This is a genomic window from Streptomyces sp. NBC_01210 (assembly GCF_036010325.1).
Classification (GTDB): domain Bacteria; phylum Actinomycetota; class Actinomycetes; order Streptomycetales; family Streptomycetaceae; genus Streptomyces.
The window spans coordinates 1,741,792-1,760,377 of the sequence record NZ_CP108549.1 but is presented as its reverse complement, the minus strand read 5'-3'; the positions used below and the strand labels follow the sequence as shown (position 1 = coordinate 1,760,377).

At 71.3% G+C, this 18,586-nt stretch carries 17 protein-coding genes; 10 read left to right on the top strand and 7 right to left on the bottom strand.

What is annotated here, in order from left to right; genetic code table 11:
• Window positions 1-67: 67 nt before the first annotated feature.
• A complete protein-coding gene (locus OG735_RS07885) occupies window positions 68-1,195 on the bottom strand; it encodes a TDT family transporter (RefSeq protein ID WP_327328240.1) in 1,128 nt (375 codons plus the stop codon).
• 70 nt (window positions 1,196-1,265) lie between these two features.
• On the opposite strand from OG735_RS07885, the gene OG735_RS07880 reads away from it, so the two are divergent.
• Entirely contained in the window at window positions 1,266-2,204 is a 939-nt protein-coding gene (locus tag OG735_RS07880; RefSeq protein ID WP_327322402.1) for a LysR family transcriptional regulator, read from the top strand.
• A 170-nt stretch (window positions 2,205-2,374) separates the two neighbouring features.
• On the opposite strand, the gene OG735_RS07875 is transcribed toward OG735_RS07880, so the two are convergent.
• The 3 genes from OG735_RS07875 to OG735_RS07865 all read right to left on the bottom strand — a co-directional run bounded on the left by OG735_RS07875 (window position 2,375) and on the right by OG735_RS07865 (window position 5,414).
• Entirely contained in the window at window positions 2,375-3,058 is a 684-nt protein-coding gene (locus tag OG735_RS07875) for a gamma-glutamyl-gamma-aminobutyrate hydrolase family protein (RefSeq protein WP_327322401.1), read from the bottom strand.
• A 47-nt stretch (window positions 3,059-3,105) separates the two neighbouring features.
• Window positions 3,106-4,551 carry an ethanolamine permease gene (gene eat / locus OG735_RS07870; protein WP_327322400.1) on the bottom strand — a complete coding sequence of 482 codons (1,446 nt, stop codon included), beginning with the start codon at window positions 4,549-4,551 and terminating at the stop codon, window positions 3,106-3,108.
• Between the two features lie 143 nt (window positions 4,552-4,694).
• A complete protein-coding gene (locus OG735_RS07865; protein WP_327328239.1) occupies window positions 4,695-5,414 on the bottom strand; it encodes a FadR/GntR family transcriptional regulator in 720 nt (239 codons plus the stop codon).
• A gap of 86 nt (window positions 5,415-5,500) precedes the next feature.
• Here OG735_RS07865 and OG735_RS07860 point away from each other — a divergent pair, with 86 nt between their 5' ends.
• The 5 genes from OG735_RS07860 to OG735_RS07840 all read left to right on the top strand — a co-directional run bounded on the left by OG735_RS07860 (window position 5,501) and on the right by OG735_RS07840 (window position 11,398).
• Window positions 5,501-6,865: a glutamine synthetase family protein gene (locus tag OG735_RS07860; protein WP_327322399.1), complete on the top strand. Its 1,365-nt coding sequence runs from the start codon at window positions 5,501-5,503 to the stop codon at window positions 6,863-6,865.
• An 8-nt stretch (window positions 6,866-6,873) separates the two neighbouring features.
• Complete coding sequence (locus tag OG735_RS07855) at window positions 6,874-8,256, top strand: aldehyde dehydrogenase family protein (protein ID WP_327322398.1); 1,383 nt, start codon at window positions 6,874-6,876, stop codon at window positions 8,254-8,256.
• Between the two features lie 6 nt (window positions 8,257-8,262).
• On the top strand, window positions 8,263-9,045 hold the full coding sequence (locus tag OG735_RS07850) for a 3-oxoacyl-ACP reductase (RefSeq protein WP_327322397.1): 783 nt from the start codon (window positions 8,263-8,265) through the stop codon (window positions 9,043-9,045).
• A gap of 103 nt (window positions 9,046-9,148) precedes the next feature.
• Window positions 9,149-10,426: an HAD family hydrolase gene (locus tag OG735_RS07845; protein ID WP_327322396.1), complete on the top strand. Its 1,278-nt coding sequence runs from the start codon at window positions 9,149-9,151 to the stop codon at window positions 10,424-10,426.
• A 21-nt stretch (window positions 10,427-10,447) separates the two neighbouring features.
• Window positions 10,448-11,398 (top strand): DUF2510 domain-containing protein, encoded by a 951-nt coding sequence (locus OG735_RS07840; protein ID WP_327322395.1) that lies wholly within the window; start codon window positions 10,448-10,450, stop codon window positions 11,396-11,398.
• A 40-nt stretch (window positions 11,399-11,438) separates the two neighbouring features.
• Here OG735_RS07840 and OG735_RS07835 read toward each other — a convergent pair whose 3' ends face one another.
• A complete protein-coding gene (locus tag OG735_RS07835; RefSeq protein WP_327322394.1) occupies window positions 11,439-12,641 on the bottom strand; it encodes an amino acid deaminase/aldolase in 1,203 nt (400 codons plus the stop codon).
• A gap of 1,123 nt (window positions 12,642-13,764) precedes the next feature.
• Here OG735_RS07835 and OG735_RS07830 point away from each other — a divergent pair.
• Together OG735_RS07830 and mycP are read left to right on the top strand one after the other, a co-directional pair.
• Window positions 13,765-14,550 (top strand): hypothetical protein, encoded by a 786-nt coding sequence (locus tag OG735_RS07830; protein ID WP_327328238.1) that lies wholly within the window; start codon window positions 13,765-13,767, stop codon window positions 14,548-14,550.
• Entirely contained in the window at window positions 14,547-15,716 is a 1,170-nt protein-coding gene (gene mycP / locus OG735_RS07825; protein ID WP_327322393.1) for a type VII secretion-associated serine protease mycosin, read from the top strand. Before OG735_RS07830 ends, mycP begins: the two co-directional genes overlap by 4 nt.
• On the opposite strand, the gene OG735_RS07820 is transcribed toward mycP, so the two are convergent.
• On the bottom strand, window positions 15,703-16,302 hold the full coding sequence (locus OG735_RS07820; protein WP_327322392.1) for a serine hydrolase: 600 nt from the start codon (window positions 16,300-16,302) through the stop codon (window positions 15,703-15,705). The two genes, mycP and OG735_RS07820, sit on opposite strands and share 14 nt — an antisense overlap.
• A 23-nt stretch (window positions 16,303-16,325) precedes the next feature.
• Between OG735_RS07820 and OG735_RS07815 the strand changes: the two genes are divergently transcribed.
• A complete protein-coding gene (locus OG735_RS07815) occupies window positions 16,326-17,057 on the top strand; it encodes an SseB family protein (protein WP_327322391.1) in 732 nt (243 codons plus the stop codon).
• A gap of 17 nt (window positions 17,058-17,074) precedes the next feature.
• On the opposite strand, the gene OG735_RS07810 is transcribed toward OG735_RS07815, so the two are convergent.
• Window positions 17,075-17,437, bottom strand: a complete 363-nt coding sequence (locus OG735_RS07810; RefSeq protein ID WP_327322390.1) for a DUF1844 domain-containing protein — start codon at window positions 17,435-17,437, stop codon at window positions 17,075-17,077.
• A gap of 353 nt (window positions 17,438-17,790) precedes the next feature.
• Between OG735_RS07810 and infC the strand changes: the two genes are divergently transcribed.
• On the top strand, window positions 17,791-18,477 hold the full coding sequence (gene infC / locus OG735_RS07805; protein ID WP_327322389.1) for a translation initiation factor IF-3: 687 nt from the start codon (window positions 17,791-17,793) through the stop codon (window positions 18,475-18,477).
• Window positions 18,478-18,586 lie beyond the last annotated feature (109 nt).

Sequence of the window (18,586 nt, the reverse complement as noted above, 5' to 3'; positions counted from 1 at the left end):
CCGCGCGTCAGATGTCGTCGGCTGCACACCGCCGGACTCTGCCCAGCACAGAGGATCAGCGGCGGTGTTACCGCCGTCCAGGTGCTGCGAGCAGTGCTCCGCTGAACAGTCCGCGCAGGGTACGCACCCCGGTCACGGCCCACGCCGTGACGAGCAGGGCGAACAGGCCGACCGCGAGCCACTCGAACGGGGCCCGCCCGGTGTGGGCCGCCAGAGCCTCCGCGCCGGTCACACACGTACCGACCGGGAAGGTGAAGGCCCACCAGGTCATCGTGAACGGCATGCCTTCACGCGCGGCCCGCACCACCGTCGCGCCCGCGAGCGCCAGCCACATCAGCGCGAAACCCATCACCGGGACGCCGTAGATCACCGCGAAGGTGCCGAGACCGGTGGCGTACGGAGCCGAGATCGCGACCGGAGCCACGTCCGCGAGCCTGTTGACGGCGGTGGTCGACTGGCCGAGCGGTCCGAGGACCAGGAAGAGGGCGGGGGTGAGCGCGAGCGGCAGCGGGCCGTGGTGCACGAGGCGGGCGAAGACCATCGGCAGGATGACGAGGGTGGCCAGCAGGCTGATTCCGAACATCGCACAGCTCCCGAGCAGCATCGCCTCCCGCCACTGGCCGGCCGGCAGATGAGGTACCAGCAGGGGACCGAGCGACGCGGAGACCATGGGGGAGACGACGGGGAGCAGCCAGACGGGCGAGGCGGTGCCGGGCGTCACCAGGTGGCGTACGACCATCAGGTACGGGACGACGGCGGCGGCGGAGAGTCCGATGAGGGTGCCGACGCCGAAGAGCACGGCTGCGGCCGCCACGGCCGCGCGCTCGCCGATGATGTCCTGGCCCACGGTCAGCGTGCCGATGCCGACGGCCAGCAGTGCCATGGACAGGCAACCGTAGAAGGGTGCGATCGCCGGGTCGACGAGGTGGGCGCGGGCCTGGTCGCGGTGGTGGATCCAGTGCGTGGCGCGCGCTGCCAGGACGAGGGCCAGCAGCACGGCGGAGAGCACCCAGACCGCGGCGCAGGCCGTCCGCAGCCCCGGGACATCGACGGGGAGGGCGACGCCGGCGTTCGCGACGATGGCGGTGCCCATGACGGTCGCGTACCAGTTGGGGCCGAAGTGGCGGAACGAGGGCAGCCGTACGTCCGCGAGTGCGACGGCGGTGCGTGGGCGGGGCTGCACGGCGGTGACCATGTCTCCACTGTCACGCGGGGTGAGGGGCCCCACCAGGGATCACTCCTCTATGGCCCCATAAGCTGGATTTATGAGCGACGAGGATGACGGACGGGTACCGCTCGCACACCGGGTGCCGGATCTGGGCGCGCTGGAGCTACTGCTCGCTGTTGCCCGGCACGGCAGTCTGGGGCGTGCGGCGCGCGAGCTCGGGATCACCCAGCCGGCCGCGAGCAGCCGGATCCGCTCGATGGAACGGCAGTTGGGCGTGGCCCTGGTCGACCGGTCGCCGCGCGGCTCCCGGCTCACGGACGCCGGTGCGCTCGTCACGGACTGGGCGCGGCGGGTGGTGGAGGCGGCGGAAGCGTTCGACGCGGGGGCGCAGGCGCTGCGGGGGCGGCGCGATTCGCGGCTGCGGGTGGCGGCTTCGATGACCATCGCGGAGTACCTGCTGCCGGGCTGGCTGATCGCGCTCCGTGCCGAGCGCCCCGGCACTGCGGTCTCGCTGATGGCCGGAAACTCGGCGATGGTGGCCCGGCGCCTGCTCGCGGGCGAGGCGGATCTGGGCTTCGTGGAGGGCCTGTCCGTGCCGGAGGGCCTGGACGGGACGCCCATCGGCCACGACAGGCTCGTCGTGGTGGCCGCGCCGAGCCACCCGTGGGCCCGCCGCCGGGCACCGCTGACGCCGGCGGAACTGGCGGCAACCCCGCTGATCCTCCGCGAACGGGGTTCGGGCACCCGCCAGGTCCTCGACTCGGCGCTCAGCGAGTACGGGGGCCTCGCGGACCCGCTCCTGGAGCTCGCGTCGACGACGGCGGTCAAAGCGGCTGCGGTGAGCGGTGCGGGCCCGGCGGTCCTGAGCGAACTGGCGGTCACGGAGGAACTGACGGCCCGCCGCCTGACGGCCGTCCCGGTGGAGGATGTGGACCTTCACCGGGACCTGCGTGCCGTCTGGCCGACGTCGCATCGGCCGACGGGGCCGGCGCGGGATCTGCTCACGCTGACGAGGGGACGCCCGACGTCGGGCTGAGCCGGATTCCCGCGCGTCGATCGCCTGCGACGGGCCCACGCGGCGGAGCCGCAGATCGGATACAGCCCCACCCCGCCCCTTCCCGTAACCGGGGCTCCGTCCCCGGGCCCCGCGCCTCAAACGCCGGCGGGGCTGGTTTCCGGGCCCTGCGTTTCAGTCGCCGGAGGGGCTCAATTGGCGGCCGCCGCCGCGACCAGCGCAGACATCACTCGGTCGTCCTCGCCCGCCTCCGGATGCCACTGCACCCCCAACGCCCACCCCGCAGCCGGCAGTTCCACCGCCTCCACCGTGCCGTCCTCCGCGTACGCGCTCGCCACCAGCGCGTCCGCCAGGCGGCCCACCGACTGGTGATGGTACGTAGGGACCGACGACTCCTCCGGCACGATCTCCGCATACCGCGTCCCGGGCACAGGTTTCACCGTGTGCCGGCCGAAGACGCCCACACCCCCGACATGCCCGTCCAGGTGCTGGACCAGCGTCCCGCCGAGCGCCACGTTCAGCAGCTGCAGGCCCCGGCAGATCCCCAGCAGCGGTGTGCGGGACTCCAACGCCGCCCGGATCAGGGCGAGTTCCCACGCGTCCCGGTCCCGCGCCGGTGGGCCGCTGCGGGCATCGGGCTCGGCCCCGTACCGTACGGGCTCGACATCCGCACCGCCCGCGATGACGAGCCCGTCCAGCCGCGACACGACCGACTCGGCCAGGGCCGGATCGTCCGGTGGGAGCAGTGCGGCGAGGCCGCCTGCCGCCTGGACGAGGCGCGGATACCCGGCGGGCAGCAACGCCGCGGGCATCTCCCACACGCCCCATTTGGCCGGTTCCAGATAGGTCGTGACGCCGATCAGCGGCTTGGACACAGTGACTCCGTTCAGCTTCGTTCGAATGTCGCTCGTTCGAGTTCGGCTCAGTCCCGTTCGAGTTCCGCCTCGGCCGCCGCCAGCGCCGCGAACTCCTCCTCCGGCGCCCGCGCGACCAGATGGTGCCGACTGTAGATCGCGAAGTAGGCGAGAGCGACGGCGTAGACGCCCAGCGCGATGAACGCCGCGTCCTTGTCCACCAGGAACGTCGCCACCAGCGCGGACAGCGCAAGGACGAAGGCGACGGACGAGGTGAGAATGCCGCCGGGCGTGCGGTACGGGCGGTTGAGTCCGGGCTCGCGGCGCCGCAGCACAATGTGCGAGAGAGCCATGAGCGCGTACGAGATCGTCGCGCCGAAGACCGCGATGTTCAGCATCCGCGCCCCGTTGCCCGTACCCGCCGCCAGCGCGAAGCCGATCGCTCCCGGGATCAGCAGTCCGAGATACGGCGACTTCCGGCGGCTGGTCAGTGAGAGGAAGCGCGGCAGATAGCCGGCCCGCGAGAGCGCGAAGAGCTGGCGCGAGCCCGCGTAGATGAGGGAGAAGAAGGACGCGACCAGGCCCGCCAGGCCCGCGTAGTTGACGAAGCGGCTCAGCGCGGTCGGGTCGCCGTCTCCCTGCAACGCCACCACCAGCGGGTTTCCGGCCTCCTGGATGGCGTTCGAGCCGCGTGCGCCGGTCGAGGCGAAGAAGGTCAGCACAGCCAGCAGCACCAGGATGCCCATGGAGATCGAGAGCGCCCGCGGCATGGAGCGCACCGGGTCCTTCGCCTCCTCCGCCGCCAGCGGTACGCCCTCGACGCCGAGGAAGAACCACATGCCGAACGGGAACGCCGACCAGATGCCCAGCAGCCCGAACGGCAGCCAGGAGCCCGAGCCGAGCGCGTTCTTGTCCACGGGGATGTCGTCGAGCCCGCCCGCGCTGAAGTCGGTGAACGCGCCGACCGCGAAGATCAGCAGTGCCGCGACCGCGATCGCCGTCACCACCAGGCTGAAGCGCAGCGCCTCGCCGACACCCCACAGATGGATGCCGATGAAGATCGCGAAGCAGGCGAGATAGACCGGCCAGCCGGACTCCAGGCCGAAGAGGTCGAGCGATTCGACGTAGTCGCCGATGAAGATGGAGATCGCGGCGGGCGCGAGGATGTACTCGATGAGGATCGCGGTACCGGTCAGGAACCCGCCCCAGGTCCCGAGCGCGCGTCGGGCGAAGCCGTAGCCGCCGCCCGCTGTCGGCAGGATCGCGGAGAGTTCGGCGAGCGCGAAGACCAGGCAGGCGTACATTACGCCCATCAGCAGCGTGGCTATCGCGAGTCCGCCGAAGCCGCCCTTGGACAGGCCGATGTTCCAGCCGGAGAAGTCGCCGGAGACGACGTAGGCGACGCCGAGGCCGGTGAGCAGAAGCCAGCCGGCGCTGCCCCTGCGCAGCGTGCGGCGGTTGAGGTAGGCGTCGTCGGCCGGTGATGGCGCGCGCGTGGTGGTGTCTTCGGCCATGAGTCGCTCCTGGCTGAGGTCAAAGGTTTGTGGGCACACCTTTGCGCTAGCCATCGCGGATGCGCAAGCCCCGCGCGTAAAGCCGAGGTTACGGATCGGTTGACGCGCAGGGTCATGGGAAGGGGCAGCGAAGGTCAGGAAGGTCAGGGAAGGAAGCCGCGCAGCAGCGCCGCCGTCCCCTCGCAGTGCTCCCGCATCACCTCGCGGGCCGCGTCCGCATCCGCGTCCAGCACCGCCTCGACCAGTGCGGTGTGCTGATGCTGCGAGTGCTCGAGGTTCCGTACGAGCAGTGGAATGCAGTCCAGCAGCTCGTTCAGCGTCGCCCGCACCGCGGCGTACTGCGCGGTCAGCGTGGGGGAGCCGGAGAGCTCGGCGAGGGTGAGATGCAGCAGTGTGTCCTGCCTGCGGTACTCGGCGAGCGGTGCGTCGTGCGTCGCGGCCAGTGCCGTACGCAGCTGGTCCGCGCCCTCCTCGGTCAGGCCGTGCGCGGCGCAGAGACCGGCCGCTCCTACCTCGAGAACCTCCCGGAAACGCAGCGTGTCCTCGACGTCCACCCCCGCCACGCGCCGCCGCAGCTCGTCCTCGCCGTGGCTGTCGGGGCGCTGCAGCACGAACGTTCCGCCGTACCGGCCGCGCCGGCTCTCCACCAGGCCCTGGTCGGTGAGGACCTTCAGCACTTCGCGCAGCGTGACCCGGCTGATCCCCATCCGTTCCGAGAGCTCGCGCTCCGCGGGCAGCCGCTCCCCGCCGGGGACCAGGCCGAGCCGCAGCAGCTGAAGAATCTGTTCCAGCGCTTCTTCGAAGCCGTTGCCCGCGCGCACGGGGCGCAGTACGGGTGTCAGCCGGTCGGCCGGTTCATTCATCTTCACCACGTCGCCGTTTCCTCTTCCCAGACAATGGTCTTCGGTAATACCTTAAGGCTTCCGGCTGACCCAAGGAGGCGTATCCCGTGGCAGACCGCAAAGCCCCGCTCGGGGTCGAGGAGCTTCGTGCCCTCGTCGCGAGCGGTGAGATCGACACAGTCGTCCTGGCCTTCCCCGATATGCAAGGGCGGCTCCAGGGCAAGCGGTTCGCCGCACCTTTCTTCCTCGACGAGGTCCTGGAACACGGCACCGAGGGCTGCAACTACCTTCTCGCCGTCGACACCGAGATGAACACCGTCGACGGATACGAGATGTCCTCCTGGGAGCGCGGCTACGGCGACTTCGCCATGCACCCCGACCTCACCACACTGCGCCGCATCCCCTGGAACGAGGGCACGGCACTGCTTGTCGCCGACCTCGCCTGGAACGACGGCTCACCCGTCGTTGCCGCACCCCGCCAGGTGCTGCGCCGCCAGCTGGACCGCCTCGCCGAGCACGGCTTCACCGCACACGTCGGCACCGAGCTCGAGTTCATCGTCTTCAGGGACACGTACGAGGAGGCCTGGGACCGCAACTACCGCGACCTCATTCCGGCCAACCAGTACAACATCGACTACTCGGTTCTCGGCACCGGCCGTATCGAACCGCTGCTGCGCAGGATCCGCAACGAGATGGCCGCGGCCGGCCTGACCGTCGAGTCCGCCAAGGGCGAGTGCAACCCCGGCCAGCACGAGATCGCCTTCAAGTACGACGAGGCGGTGGTCACCTGCGACCAGCACGCCGTCTACAAGACCGGCGCGAAGGAGATCGCCTCCCAGGAAGGTGTCTCGCTCACCTTCATGGCCAAGTACAACGAGCGCGAGGGCAACTCCTGTCATATCCACCTCTCGCTCCAGGACGAGCACGGCACAAACGTCATGGCCGGCGACGGACCCGGCGGAATGTCGCAGGTCATGCGGCACTTCCTGGCCGGGCAGCTGGCCGCGCTGCGTGACTTCTCGCTGCTGTACGCGCCCAACATCAACTCGTACAAGCGCTTCCAGCCCGGCTCCTTCGCGCCGACCGCCGTCGCCTGGGGTTACGACAACCGCACCTGCGCGCTCCGCGTCGTCGGCCACGGCCGCTCGATGCGCTTCGAGAACCGGCTGCCGGGCGGCGACGTCAACCCGCACCTGGCCGTCGCGGGCCTGGTCGCCGCCGGTCTGTACGGAATCGAGCAGAAGCTGGAACTGCCCGAGGAGTGCACGGGCAACGCGTACACCGCCGGATACGCGCAGGTCCCCACCACGCTGCGCGAAGCCGCCGAGCTCTGGGAGAACAGCCCCATCGCCAAGGCTGCCTTCGGCGACGAAGTCGTCGCGCACTACCGCAACATGGCGCGGGTCGAGCTGGAAGCGTTCGACGCCGCGGTGACCGACTGGGAGCTCCGCCGCTCCTTCGAACGTCTGTGAGGGACGCTTTGTCGTACACGCACCACGAGGTCACGCACCACGAGGTACTCAACCCCGCCACCGGGCAGGTCGTCGAGACCGTCCCGGCGACGACGGCCGCCGAAGTGGACGCCGCCGTCGCGCGGGCCGCGAAGGCGCAGCGGGGTTGGGCAGCCGCGGCCCCCGCAGACCGGGCCAGACTGCTGCGCCGGTTCGCCGCGGTCGTCGACGAGCACCTCGAAGAACTGGCCCTGTTGGAGGTCCGCGAGGCCGGTCACACGATCGGCAACGCCCGCTGGGAGGCCGGCAACGTCCGCGATCTCCTCGACTTCGCGGCCGGGGGAGTGGAACGGCTCAACGGCCGTCAGATCCCGGTCGCCGGCGGACTCGACATCACGATCCTCGAACCGCTCGGCGTCATCGGCGTGATCGCGCCCTGGAACTTCCCCATGCCGATCGCCGCCTGGGGTACGGCCCCGGCCCTCGCCGCAGGAAACGCCGTACTCCTCAAGCCGGCCGAGACGACCCCGCTGACCGCGCTGCGGCTCGCCGAACTCGCCCTGGAGGCAGGTCTTCCCGAGCATCTCCTCCAGGTGCTCCCGGGCGCGGGCGACGTCACGGGCAACGCGCTGGTCGAACACCCCGGCGTCGCGAAGATCGTGTTCACCGGCTCCACCCGGGTCGGCAAGCAGATCATGGCCAAGAGCGCCGACCGCCTGAAGCGCGTGACACTCGAACTCGGCGGCAAGAGCCCCAACATCGTCTTCGCCGACTCCGACCTCGAGGCCGCGGTCGCCGCCACCCCCATGTCGTTCCTGGACAACTCGGGACAGGACTGCTGTGCACGCAGCCGTGTGCTGGTGCAGCGTTCCGTGTACGACCGCTTCCTCGAACTCCTCGCCCCCGGGATCGAGTCCGTCGTCGTCGGCGACCCGTCCGACGAGAAGACCCAGATGGGTCCGCTGATTTCGCAGGCGCAGCTGGAGCGGGTGCGTGGTTACGTACCCGAAGAGCTGAAGGGGATCCGCGGCACCGCCCCCGACGGCCCCGGCTTCTGGTTCCCGCCGACCGTCCTCACCGACCTCGAACCGGACGCCCCGGCTGCCTGCGAGGAGATCTTCGGCCCGGTCGCCGTCGTCCTCCCCTTCGAGGACGAGGCCGACGCGATCCGGCTCGCCAACGCCACCGAGTACGGCCTGTCCGGCTCGATCTGGACCCGCGACGTCGGCCGCGCGATCCGCGTCTCGCGTGCCGTCGCCGCCGGCAACCTCTCGGTCAACTCCCACAGCAGCGTCCGCTACTGGACCCCGTTCGGCGGCTACAAGCAGTCCGGACTCGGCCGCGAACTGGGCCCGGACGCCCTCACCGCTTTCACCGAAACCAAGAACGTCTTCATCAGCACGGAGGCCTGAACCACCATGACCGAAACCCCTGTGTGCCGCCGCCTCGTGGGCCGTACCGCAGTCATCACCGGCGCCGGCAGCGGAATCGGCCTGGCCACCGCGCGCCGCCTCGCCTCCGAGGGTGCGAACGTCGTCTGCGGCGACATCGACGAGACCGCGGGCAAGGCGGCGGCCGACGAGGTCGGCGGCACCTTCGTACGTGTCGACGTGACCAACCCCGAGCAGGTCGAGGCGCTGTTCAAGACGGCGTACGACACCTACGGCAGCGTCGACATCGCCTTCAACAACGCGGGCATCTCGCCGCCCGACGACGACTCCATCCTCACCACAGGACTGGAGGCGTGGAAGCGCGTCCAGGACGTCAACCTCACCTCCGTCTACCTCTGCTGCAAGGCCGCCATCCCCTATATGCAGCGCCAGGGCCGCGGCTCCATCATCAACACCGCGTCCTTCGTGGCGATCATGGGCGCGGCAACCTCCCAGATCTCGTACACCGCGTCCAAGGGCGGCGTGCTCGCCATGTCGCGCGAACTCGGCGTGCAGTTCGCCCGCGAGGGGATCCGGGTGAACGCGCTCTGCCCGGGGCCGGTCAACACCCCGCTCCTGCAGGAGCTGTTCGCCAAGGACCCGGAGCGCGCCGCGCGCCGGCTCGTCCACATCCCGGCCGGACGGTTCGCGGAGGCGGACGAGCTCGCCGCCGCCGTGGCCTTCCTCGCCAGCGACGACTCCTCGTTCATCAACGCCACCGACTTCCTGGTCGACGGCGGAATCTCGGGCGCGTACGTCACGCCTCTGTAGGTCATCCGCTTCTTCGCCTCTGCAGTTCTTTCCGCAGCAACCACCCCGACAGCCGGGCGTCGCACGACGCCCGGCTGTTCTGCGTACACCGAGGAGGATGTTCATGAAAAACAAGCACCGCTGGCCCGCGGCAGCCGCAGCGCTCGCCATCGCCGGAACCGGTCTCGCCGCCGCCCAGCCCGCCCATCCCGCCCAGGCGAAGCCGCGGAGCTGCCCGACGCTGGAGATCTCGCAGGGCTGGTACGGGGAGAACAAGGCGCGGCTCCAGCAGCTGATCGACGACTTCGGACGCTGCGGCGATCACCGCAAGGGGAGGGACAAGCCCGTCGCCGTCTTCGACTGGGACAACACCGTCGTCAAGAACGATGTCGGCGACGCGACCATGTTCTGGATGCTGCGAAACAGCAAGATCCGCCCGCCCAGGGGCGGTGACTGGCGCACCACCAGTCGCCATCTGACCGCCGAGGCCGCCGGCTCGTTGAAGACCGCCTGTCCCACCGGCGTGCGGACGCTCCCCACGGGCACCGACACACGCTGCGCCGACGAGATCAACTCCGTCTACTCCGAGGGCACCACCACAAGCGGTGGGACCGCCTTCGCCGGCTTCGACCACCGCCGGATCGAGCCGCAGTACGCCTGGCTCGCCCAGCTGATGAACGGCTGGACGACCCGGCAGATCCAGACCTTCGCCGCCGCTGCCCGCGCCGAGAACCTGGCCGCGCCCATCGGCGCCGAGCAGCAGGTCGGCTCGGGCAGGGCGACCGGCTGGGTGCGCTATTACGACCAGCAGCGCGATCTGATCCGTACTCTGCAGAAGGCCGGCTTCGACGTCTGGATCACCTCGGCCTCGCCCGAGCCCGTCGTCGACGTCTGGGCGCGGGGAGTCGGCATCGAAGCGGACCACTCGCTCGGCATCCGCAGCGTCACCGAGCACGGCCGCCTCACATCGCATCTCAAGGGCTGTGGCACGGTCGCGGACGGCGACGACTCGATGATCACGTACATCGACGGCAAGCGCTGCTGGATCAACAAGGAGATCTTCGGGGTGCGAGGCGCGGCCGCCGAGAAGGTCCAGCCCGTCCACCGGCGGCAGGTGTTCGCGGCGGGCGACTCCGACACAGACATCTCCTTCCTGCGGGACGCGACCGGCCTCCGGCTGGTCATCAACCGCAACAAGAAGGAAGTCATGTGCCGCGCCTACGACAACGGTGACGGCCGCTGGATCGTCAACCCGATGTTCATAGAGCCGAAGAAGCGGCAGGTCGCCCCATACCCCTGCGCGACCTCGGCATTCACCGAGCAGGACGGCACATCCGCGCCCGTACGCAGGGCGGACGGCAGCGTCGTTCCCGACCAGCGGGACTCGGTGTACCCGTCCTGACGGGCCCCCTAAGGTGGCCGGATGAGCATGACGACACCGGCCGGCTGGTACCCGGACTCGAACGCGCCCGGCACCGAACGCTGGTGGGACGGGACCGCCTGGACCGCGCACACACGCCCGGTCCAGGCGCAGGTCCCGGCCGCCCCGGTGCCGGGCTTCGGCCCGCAGACCGTACCGATGCATCAGTCGGCCATCGCACGCGGCGGCAGTAGTGGCGGCAAGAGCCATGTCGTCGCACTCGTGACCGCGGGCGTCATGCTCGTCGCCGCGGTCGCCACCGGTGCCGTGCTGCTCGGCAAGGACGGTTCCGCGAAGCCCGCGTCCGCGCCGAGCGTCAGCGAACCGGTCCCCACCACGGCCGACCCCAAGAACACTCCCGCCACCACCCCTCCGGCGACGGACGGCTCCGCTCTCCTGACCGACCAGCTCAACGGTATCTCCATGCCCATCCCGGCCGGCTGGGAGAAGTCCGAAAGCTCCCTCGACGAGGGCACGACGATGGTGACGGACGAGACGTACGAGTGCCCCGTCGGCGGCTCGCCGCTCTGTCGGCACGGCCGGGTGTCGTCCATCACGGCGACACAGACCGGCGATTCCTCCGTGGCAGCGCTGGCCAGGAAGGACATCGTGACGGCGGCGGACGACGCGTACGAGGAAGACGCCGTCGGCAACCGAATCCACGGCGGCATCAAGTCCCACACGGTGCTCAAGTCGCAGTCCGTCGCGGTCGCCGGACGCGCCGGCTACCTCGTGCGCTGGCGGGTCACCACCGGAGCCGGTCCCGGCGGCTATGTCCAGTCGCTGGCCTTCCCCTCGACCGTGGGCAGCGAGGCACTGGTCGTCGTCCGTTTCGCCTTCGACGCGGGTCCGCAGGGGCCCGAGCTCACCGACATGGACAAGATCGCCGCGAGCATCCGCCCGATCGGCGACTCCACGAGCGGCGGGGTCGGCAGCAGCATCGGCCCGGGCTAGGACCCGGCTGACTGCCTCCGTGCTCAGAAGGAATCCGTACTCAGAGGAACGTGCGGCCCTCGCCCCGGTACGTCGGCGCCGTACCGGTCACACGGTCGCCCTCGATCAAGTGCAGCGTGTCGAACCGCTCGCACATCTCCCCGGCCTTGGCATGCCGGAACCACACCTTGTCGCCGATCAGCAGATCGTCGGCGGGTGCGCCGAGCAGCGGGGTCTGCACCTCGCCGGGCCCCTCCTGCGAGTCGTAGCGCAGCCCTTCCGGGAGATACGGCACCGGCAGCCGGTCCGCACCCGCCGCACCGGAGGCCGGGTAGCCGCCGCCGAGCACCGTGATCACCCCCACGCCCGGCCTGCGCACCACCGGCTGGGCGAAGAGGGCGGCCGGACGCCCAGTGAACGAGGTGTAGTTGTCGAACAGCCGCGGTACATACAGCCCGGAACCGGCGGCGATCTCCGTGACCGCGTCCTCGGCCGCCGTGTGCTGGACACTGCCGGTGCCGCCGCCGTTGACGAACTCCAGGTCCGGCGTCACCGCCCGTACGGCACGCACCACCGCCGCCCGCCGGGCCGCCAGCTCCTTGCGCGCCGCGCCCTGCATCAGCCGGATGGCGCGGGAGCGTATCGGGCGCCCGGCGAGGGAGTCGCCCACCCCCGCGACATGCCCCTCGTACGCCATCAGCCCCACCAGCCGGAAGCCGGGGCGACGCGCGATCGTCCGGGCCAGCTCGGCCAGTTGGGCCGCCTCGCGCAGGGGGGAGCGCAGCGCGCCGATCCGCACCCGCCCGCCGAGCAGTTTCAGGGACGTGTCCAGCTCCAGACAGATCCGGACCTCTTCCGTGCCGCCGTCGCGAGCGCGGTCGATCAGCTCCAGCTGAGCCGGATCGTCGACCATCACGGTCACCGCGGCGGCGAGCTTCGGGTCGGCGGCCAGCTCGGCGAAACCGGCCCGGTCCGCGGACGGGTACGCGAGCAGCACATCGTCGAAGCCCGACCTGGCCAGCCACAGGGACTCGGCCAGCGTGAAGGACATGATTCCGGCGAACCCGTCCCGCTCCAGCACCCGTTCCAGCAGCGCCCGGCAGCGTACGGACTTGCTCGCCACCCGGATCGGCTTGCCGCCCGCTCTGCGCACCAGATCTTCCGCGTTGGCGTCGAACGCGTCGAGATCGACGAGGGCGAGCGGTGCGTCGAGCTGGGCAGTGGCCCTGTCGTAGCGGGCCCGGTCAGCTGCACGGGGAGTCATGGCCTGAGCTTGCCAGACCGGATTACCGCAGGGTAGGGGGATGTTCTGGGCAGATCCTCCCGGACCCCCGGTCACGTTGCCGCGGGGTGCGTTCCAGCCCGTAGAGTGACCGACACGCGGTGACGAACGGGCCTGCCCGGAAAGGCGAACCGTCGGTGTCCGTGGACGAAGAACAGGGGGCGGGATGAGCACGGAGGCGCAGCGCCCTCCCGGCCCGGCCTCGTCCCAGCCCGACAACGGGGAGACGGCGCCCGCCACCTCGCGTATCACCGATGCCCTCGTCCCGCCGGAGACGGCGCCGAGGGCGCTCCGCGCTTCCGGCATCACGGAACTCCTGCCGACGGATCCGCCGCCGCCCGCGCGTCCTGATGCCTCTCCGGCCGTGGAGCCCGAGCGCCACGGTGCCCCCGGTGGGTCGGACCGGCTTCCGTCGACGCCGAGCGGGTCCGGCGCCGGGCCCGCTGCCGGGGGTGTCGTCATCCCGAGGCCGTCGGGCGGAGCCGACGCCGGCCGTCCTGCCTCACCTGGAACCGGCCGGTCGTTCGCTTCCCCGTCCACGCCGACCGAGCCCGCTGCCGGCGGCCACCGGGCGGGTCGGCCCTCCACCTTCCCGTCGACGCCGAGCGCACCTGCCGCCGAGCCCGCTGCCGGCGGCCACCGGGCGGGTCGGCCCTCCACCTTCCCGTCGATGCCGAGCGCACCTGCCGCCGAGCCCGCTGCCGGCGGCCACCGGGCGGGTCGGCCCTCCACCTTCCCGTCGACGCCGACCGCGCCCGCCGCCGAGCCGCTGCCGCCCGGTCTTCCGCCGCGCCCCGACACACCCCCGCCCGGCACAGCCACCTCCGCCGAGCGGCCCGTGCCGCCGCGCACCGACACGCCCCCGGACGAGACCGGCGTGCCCGCCGTCGAGACCACCACCCGGCTGCGGCCCATCTCCGCACCCCGACGTGCGCCGGCGTCCGCGCCCCTGCCGCCCCAGGTGCCGCCCCGGCCCACCGCCCCGCCTCCCCGGCGCAGGCCCGTCGGGTCCGTCGATCTCACGCCGCGGCCCGGTGCCGCGCGGCCGGCCGCGCACACGGTTCCCGGCCCTCGCTCGTGGGCGCCGCCGGAGACGCCGGTCGAGATGACCACCCGGCTGCGCCCGGTGCGCACCCGGCACCCCGGGCGCACCCTCGGCGCCGTCGCCTGTGTCGTACTCGGGCTCGGGCTGATCGGCGGCGCGGCCACCGGCAGCTGGCTGACCGGCGACTCGAACGCGGACCCCGCCGCCCGTACCGGCTACACCGAGGCGCGCACCCTCTGGCACAGCGTCCCCGTGGACACACTCTTCCCGCGCACCCTCAACGGCCAAGGCGCAGGTCCCGGCGGCGCGGACCGGGTGTGGACCCGGATCGCCGTCGCGCCCGACGGCGGCTGCGCGACCGCGCTCGATCCGCTGCTGCTCAAAACCCTGCAGCCGGTCGGCTGCACGCGGGTACTGCGCGCCACCTACACCGACGCCACCACCAGCAGCGTCACCACGGTCGGCATGATCTTCACCGAGGCCGATGTGAAGACGATGAACGCGCTGGCCGACCGCTTCACCTCGGAGGGGCTCGACGAGCGCCCCGATCTGATGCCCCGCACCCTCCCGGCCAAGAGCACCGTCGCCGACGGGTTCGGCAACGGACAGCGCGCGAGCTGGACCGTGAGCGTGCTGACCGACGCGCCTGTCGTCGTCTACGCCGTGTCCGGCTTCGCCGACGGGCGCGCCGTCACCGACCCCCAGCCCGCCGACGAGGCCAAGGCCGAGGGCGCGACCTCCGCGCCGGCCCAGGCCGGCCTCGGCCACGAGGCCAAGGGAATCGCGGACCGTATCGAGGCCGGTCTGCGCAAGACCGTCCGCACGGCCACGGAGAAGCCCGAATGACACGTCGCCGCCACCGCTTCGCCGCCGCCCTCGCGGCCGCCGCCTTCGTGCTCCTGCCGGCGACACCCGCGCACGCGGACGCGATCCGGGCCCAGCAGTGGGCGCTCGACGCCATGAAGACCGACCGGGCCTGGACCACCACCAAGGGCAGCGGCATCACGGTCGCCGTCCTCGACACAGGTGTCGACGACAGCCACCCGGACCTCGCCGGCACCGTCCTGCCCGGCAAGGACTTCATCGGCTTCGGCGCGCAGCGCGGCTCACGCGCCTGGGCCCGCCACGGCACCGCGATGGCCGGCATCATCGCCGCTCACGGCCATGGTTCCGACCGCGAGGACGGTGTCATCGGCATCGCTCCCGAGGCGAAGATCCTCCCGGTCCGGGTCATCCTCGAAGGCACCGACAAGGCCCGCGACAAGGCCCGCACCTCCCGCGGCAACGCCCTTGCCCAGGGCATCCGCTGGGCCGCCGACCAGGGCGCCGACGTCATCAACCTCTCCCTCGGCGACGACAGCGAGTCCGCGCACCCGGAGGCGGGCGAGGACGCCGCAGTGCAATACGCCCTCGCCAAGGGCTCCGTAGTCGTCGCCTCGGCCGGCAACAGCGGCGAGAAGGGCGACCACATCTCGTACCCCGCCGCCTACCCCGGCGTGATCGCCGTCACGGCCGTCGACCGCTTCGGCACCCACGCCGCCTTCTCCACCCGACGCTGGTACGCCAGCGTCAGCGCCCCCGGCGTCGACATCGTCATCGCCGACCCCGACCGCAAGTACTACCAGGGCTGGGGCACCAGCGCCGCGTCCGCGTTCGTCTCCGGCGCGGTCGCCCTGGTGCGGGCCGCCCACCCCGGCCTGGCCCCCGCCCAGATCAAGCAGCTCCTCACCGACACGGCCCGGGGCGGCGGCAAGAGCGGCCGCGACGACGCCAAGGGGTACGGCATGGTCGATCCGGTCGCCGCGCTCAAGGGGGCGGCGAAAATGCGCCCCACGGATCTGAAGGCGGCCTCTGCGGACTACGGCAAGCGGTACTTCGGCTCAGGTCCCGCCGCCGTGAAGGAGGACGCGGAACCGGCGGGCTGGCTCGCCCCGCTCGCCGGAGGCGTCGGCGCCCTACTGCTGGCGGGAGCCGTGGTGCTCTGGCGCGGCGGCCGGGTCAGCAGGAACTGACCGCCGCCCGCACAGCCTCCTCGACGCGCGCGATGCCTGCCTCCTTCGTCGGATGCCCGTCGGAGAGCACCGCGATCGGACGGCCCCCGGCCCGCCCGACGGAGTGGACGACCCACAGGCCGGTGTCGCGCATCGGCATCCAGCCGTTCTTCAGCGCCCACTCACCGCCCGCGGCGGACACCCCCCAGTTCTGCCCGTCGACCACCTGCTCCATCAAGGAGCAGAGATACGGGTAGGGGCCGCCGAACACAGCCCGCATCAGGGTGAGCTGATCCCGCGCGGTGGTCCGGGTCAGCCCCCACGCCGACTCCGCCCGGCTCCCGGTGAGCCCGAGCCGTCCATGCGCGGCGTCCAGCCCGGCCGCACCGCCGATCGTCTCCCACAGCACCGACGCCGCGTCGTTGTCGCTCCGCACGATCATGGCGCGGGCGAGCGCCCGCTCCCTTGCGGTCAGCGGGCGCTTCTGCTGCAGCAGCGCGGCCAGGATCGAGACCTTCACGATGCTCGCCGAGGGATACGTCCGCTCCGCCCCGTACGACCGGTCGGGCGGGGCGACCGAGACGGCGACCGAGACACTGGCACTCATACCAGGGAGGTTAGGGTCGACCTGTGGCGCTCAAGAACATCCCGGACCCCGGATTCTCCGACGACGACGGCACGGCCGACCCGGCACTGACGGCGGCCCTCGCCGCCTGGGCGGACGACAGAACCGCCGTACGGCCGGTCCTCGAGGCCCTCCGCACCGCCCGACTGCTGGTCCCCGTCGTCGCCGTGCTCGGCGAGGTCGAGGAGGACGAGAACGGACTGCGCCGCGAGAAGACCAGCGATATGGCGGTGCCGACGCTGACTGCGGGCGACCGCCGCGCGCTGCCCGCCTTCACCTCGATCGCGTCGCTCGCCCGCTGGAACCCCGAGGCCCGCCCCGTCGCCGTACCGCTGCACCAGGCGCTGCAGGCGGCGGCCCACGAAAAGGCCGACACGCTGGTGCTCGACCTGGCGGGCCCCGTCCCGTACCAGCTGACCGGCCCGGCGCTGCTCGCCCTCGCCGAGGGCCGTACGAACGCCGACCCGCTCCACGACCCCACGGTCATCGCCGCGGTGACGGCCGCGGTCGCCGCCGAGCCCGCGGTGCTCCGCGCGCATCTGGGCCCGGGCGGCGCGGACGGCACCCTCGCCCTGGTCCTGGCGCGGGACGCGGTCCCCGCCGAGGCGGCCCGGCGCGTCGCCGAGGCGCTGGCGGCGGACGACGCACTGAGGGCCCGCCTGGTGCGGGGCCTCGACCTGGCGCTGCTGCCGGCCGAGGCCACCCCTCCGGGCGAGCCCCTTTTCGTACGTGAGTAACTGCTGAGCCGTGCGCCCTAGCCGTACACGGGTCCGGTGTACTTCTCGCCAGGACCCTGGCCCGGCTCGTCCGGCACCAGCGACGCCTCGCGGAACGCCAGCTGCAGCGACTTCAGTCCGTCACGCAGCGGCGCCGCATGGAAGGAGCTGATCTCGGTCGCGCTCGCGTCCATCAGACCGGCCAGCGCGTGCACCAGCTTGCGGGCCTCGTCCAGGTCCTTGTGGTCGGCGCCGTCCTCGGTCAGGCCGAGCTTCACGGCGGCGGCGCTCATCAGGTTCACCGCGACCGTGACGATCACCTCGACGGCGGGGACCTCCGCGATGTCGCGGGTCATGTCGTCGAAGCCGGGAGATTCATTGGGGCTGGTCGCGTCACTCATGACGCACACGATAGGCCCCGGCGGGCCGCGACCGGCTGCTGACCCCAATTAGCCCTGCATAGCCGAAGCTGCTAACCTTGTGTAACGACCGGCCGGACACGTGTGTGCTCGGCCCACAAGTGGAGGCTCCGATCTCCCACCTGGCCGTCCTTCTGGGCGGCGGGTCACCGGTCAGGCGGCGCCCATCGTTCCGTACGGACGATGGAAGTCGCCCGATGTGCGCCCCGCGGTTGACCGCGGCGGTGCTCCGGTATTCACGGAGCTGCCGCCTGTGTCCCGTCCGGGGCATTTTTCATTATCCGGTGCGGTTGGTCTTACGAAACAGACGTTACGCGGCTGCCTGCCAGACATCCGTGTGGTGCTACTTAGGAGGATCCATCAGCGCCGAGCCCCGCATCAACGACCGGATTCGCGTTCCCGAAGTGCGACTTGTCGGTCCCAGCGGCGAGCAGGTCGGGATTGTTCCGCTTGCCAAGGCCCTCGAGCTTGCGCAGGAGTACGACCTCGACCTGGTCGAGGTCGCGGCGACCGCCCGCCCGCCCGTGTGCAAGCTCATGGACTACGGGAAGTTCAAGTACGAGTCGGCCATGAAGGCCCGTGAGGCGCGCAAGAACCAGGCGCACACGGTCATCAAGGAGATGAAGCTCCGGCCGAAGATCGACCCGCACGACTATGACACCAAGAAGGGTCACGTCGTCCGGTTCCTCAAGCAGGGCGACAAGGTCAAGATCACGATCATGTTCCGTGGTCGTGAGCAGTCCCGCCCCGAGCTTGGCTTCCGCCTGCTGCAGCGTCTCGCTTCCGACGTCGAGGACCTCGGCTTCATCGAGTCGAACCCGAAGCAGGACGGCCGGAACATGATCATGGTTCTCGGCCCGCACAAGAAGAAGACCGAGGCCATGGCCGAGGCGCGTGAGGCCCAGGCCGCCCGCAAGGCGGAGCGCCAGGGTTACACGCACGAGGAGTCGGCGGACGAGGTCGCGGAGGCTCCGGCCGAAGCACCCTCCGAGACGCCCTCCGAGACGTCCTCCGAGGCGTGATCCAAGGGGCTGCCAACCAGGCGGCCCCGGGTCCCGCCCGGAACCCACATACCAAGATCTGACGCTCCTGTTGTCCGGTGTCCGCACCGGGGAGCGCCACTGACGAGGA

Excerpts from the sequence above, each read along its gene's own strand:
- eat (WP_327322400.1), bottom strand. The coding sequence starts at position 4,551 with ATGGCCGAAGACACCACCACGCGCGCGCCATCACCGGCCGACGACGCC.
- OG735_RS07885 (WP_327328240.1), bottom strand. The coding sequence starts at position 1,195 with ATGGTCACCGCCGTGCAGCCCCGCCCACGCACCGCCGTCGCACTCGCG.
- OG735_RS07810 (WP_327322390.1), bottom strand. The coding sequence starts at position 17,437 with ATGAGTGACGCGACCAGCCCCAATGAATCTCCCGGCTTCGACGACATG.
- OG735_RS07835 (WP_327322394.1), bottom strand. The coding sequence starts at position 12,641 with ATGACTCCCCGTGCAGCTGACCGGGCCCGCTACGACAGGGCCACTGCC.
- OG735_RS07830 (WP_327328238.1), top strand. The coding sequence starts at position 13,765 with ATGACCACCCGGCTGCGCCCGGTGCGCACCCGGCACCCCGGGCGCACC.
- OG735_RS07850 (WP_327322397.1), top strand. The coding sequence starts at position 8,263 with ATGACCGAAACCCCTGTGTGCCGCCGCCTCGTGGGCCGTACCGCAGTC.
- mycP (WP_327322393.1), top strand. The coding sequence starts at position 14,547 with ATGACACGTCGCCGCCACCGCTTCGCCGCCGCCCTCGCGGCCGCCGCC.
- OG735_RS07865 (WP_327328239.1), bottom strand. The coding sequence starts at position 5,414 with ATGAATGAACCGGCCGACCGGCTGACACCCGTACTGCGCCCCGTGCGC.
- OG735_RS07845 (WP_327322396.1), top strand. The coding sequence starts at position 9,149 with ATGAAAAACAAGCACCGCTGGCCCGCGGCAGCCGCAGCGCTCGCCATC.
- OG735_RS07820 (WP_327322392.1), bottom strand. The coding sequence starts at position 16,302 with ATGAGTGCCAGTGTCTCGGTCGCCGTCTCGGTCGCCCCGCCCGACCGG.
- OG735_RS07840 (WP_327322395.1), top strand. The coding sequence starts at position 10,448 with ATGAGCATGACGACACCGGCCGGCTGGTACCCGGACTCGAACGCGCCC.
- OG735_RS07880 (WP_327322402.1), top strand. The coding sequence starts at position 1,266 with ATGAGCGACGAGGATGACGGACGGGTACCGCTCGCACACCGGGTGCCG.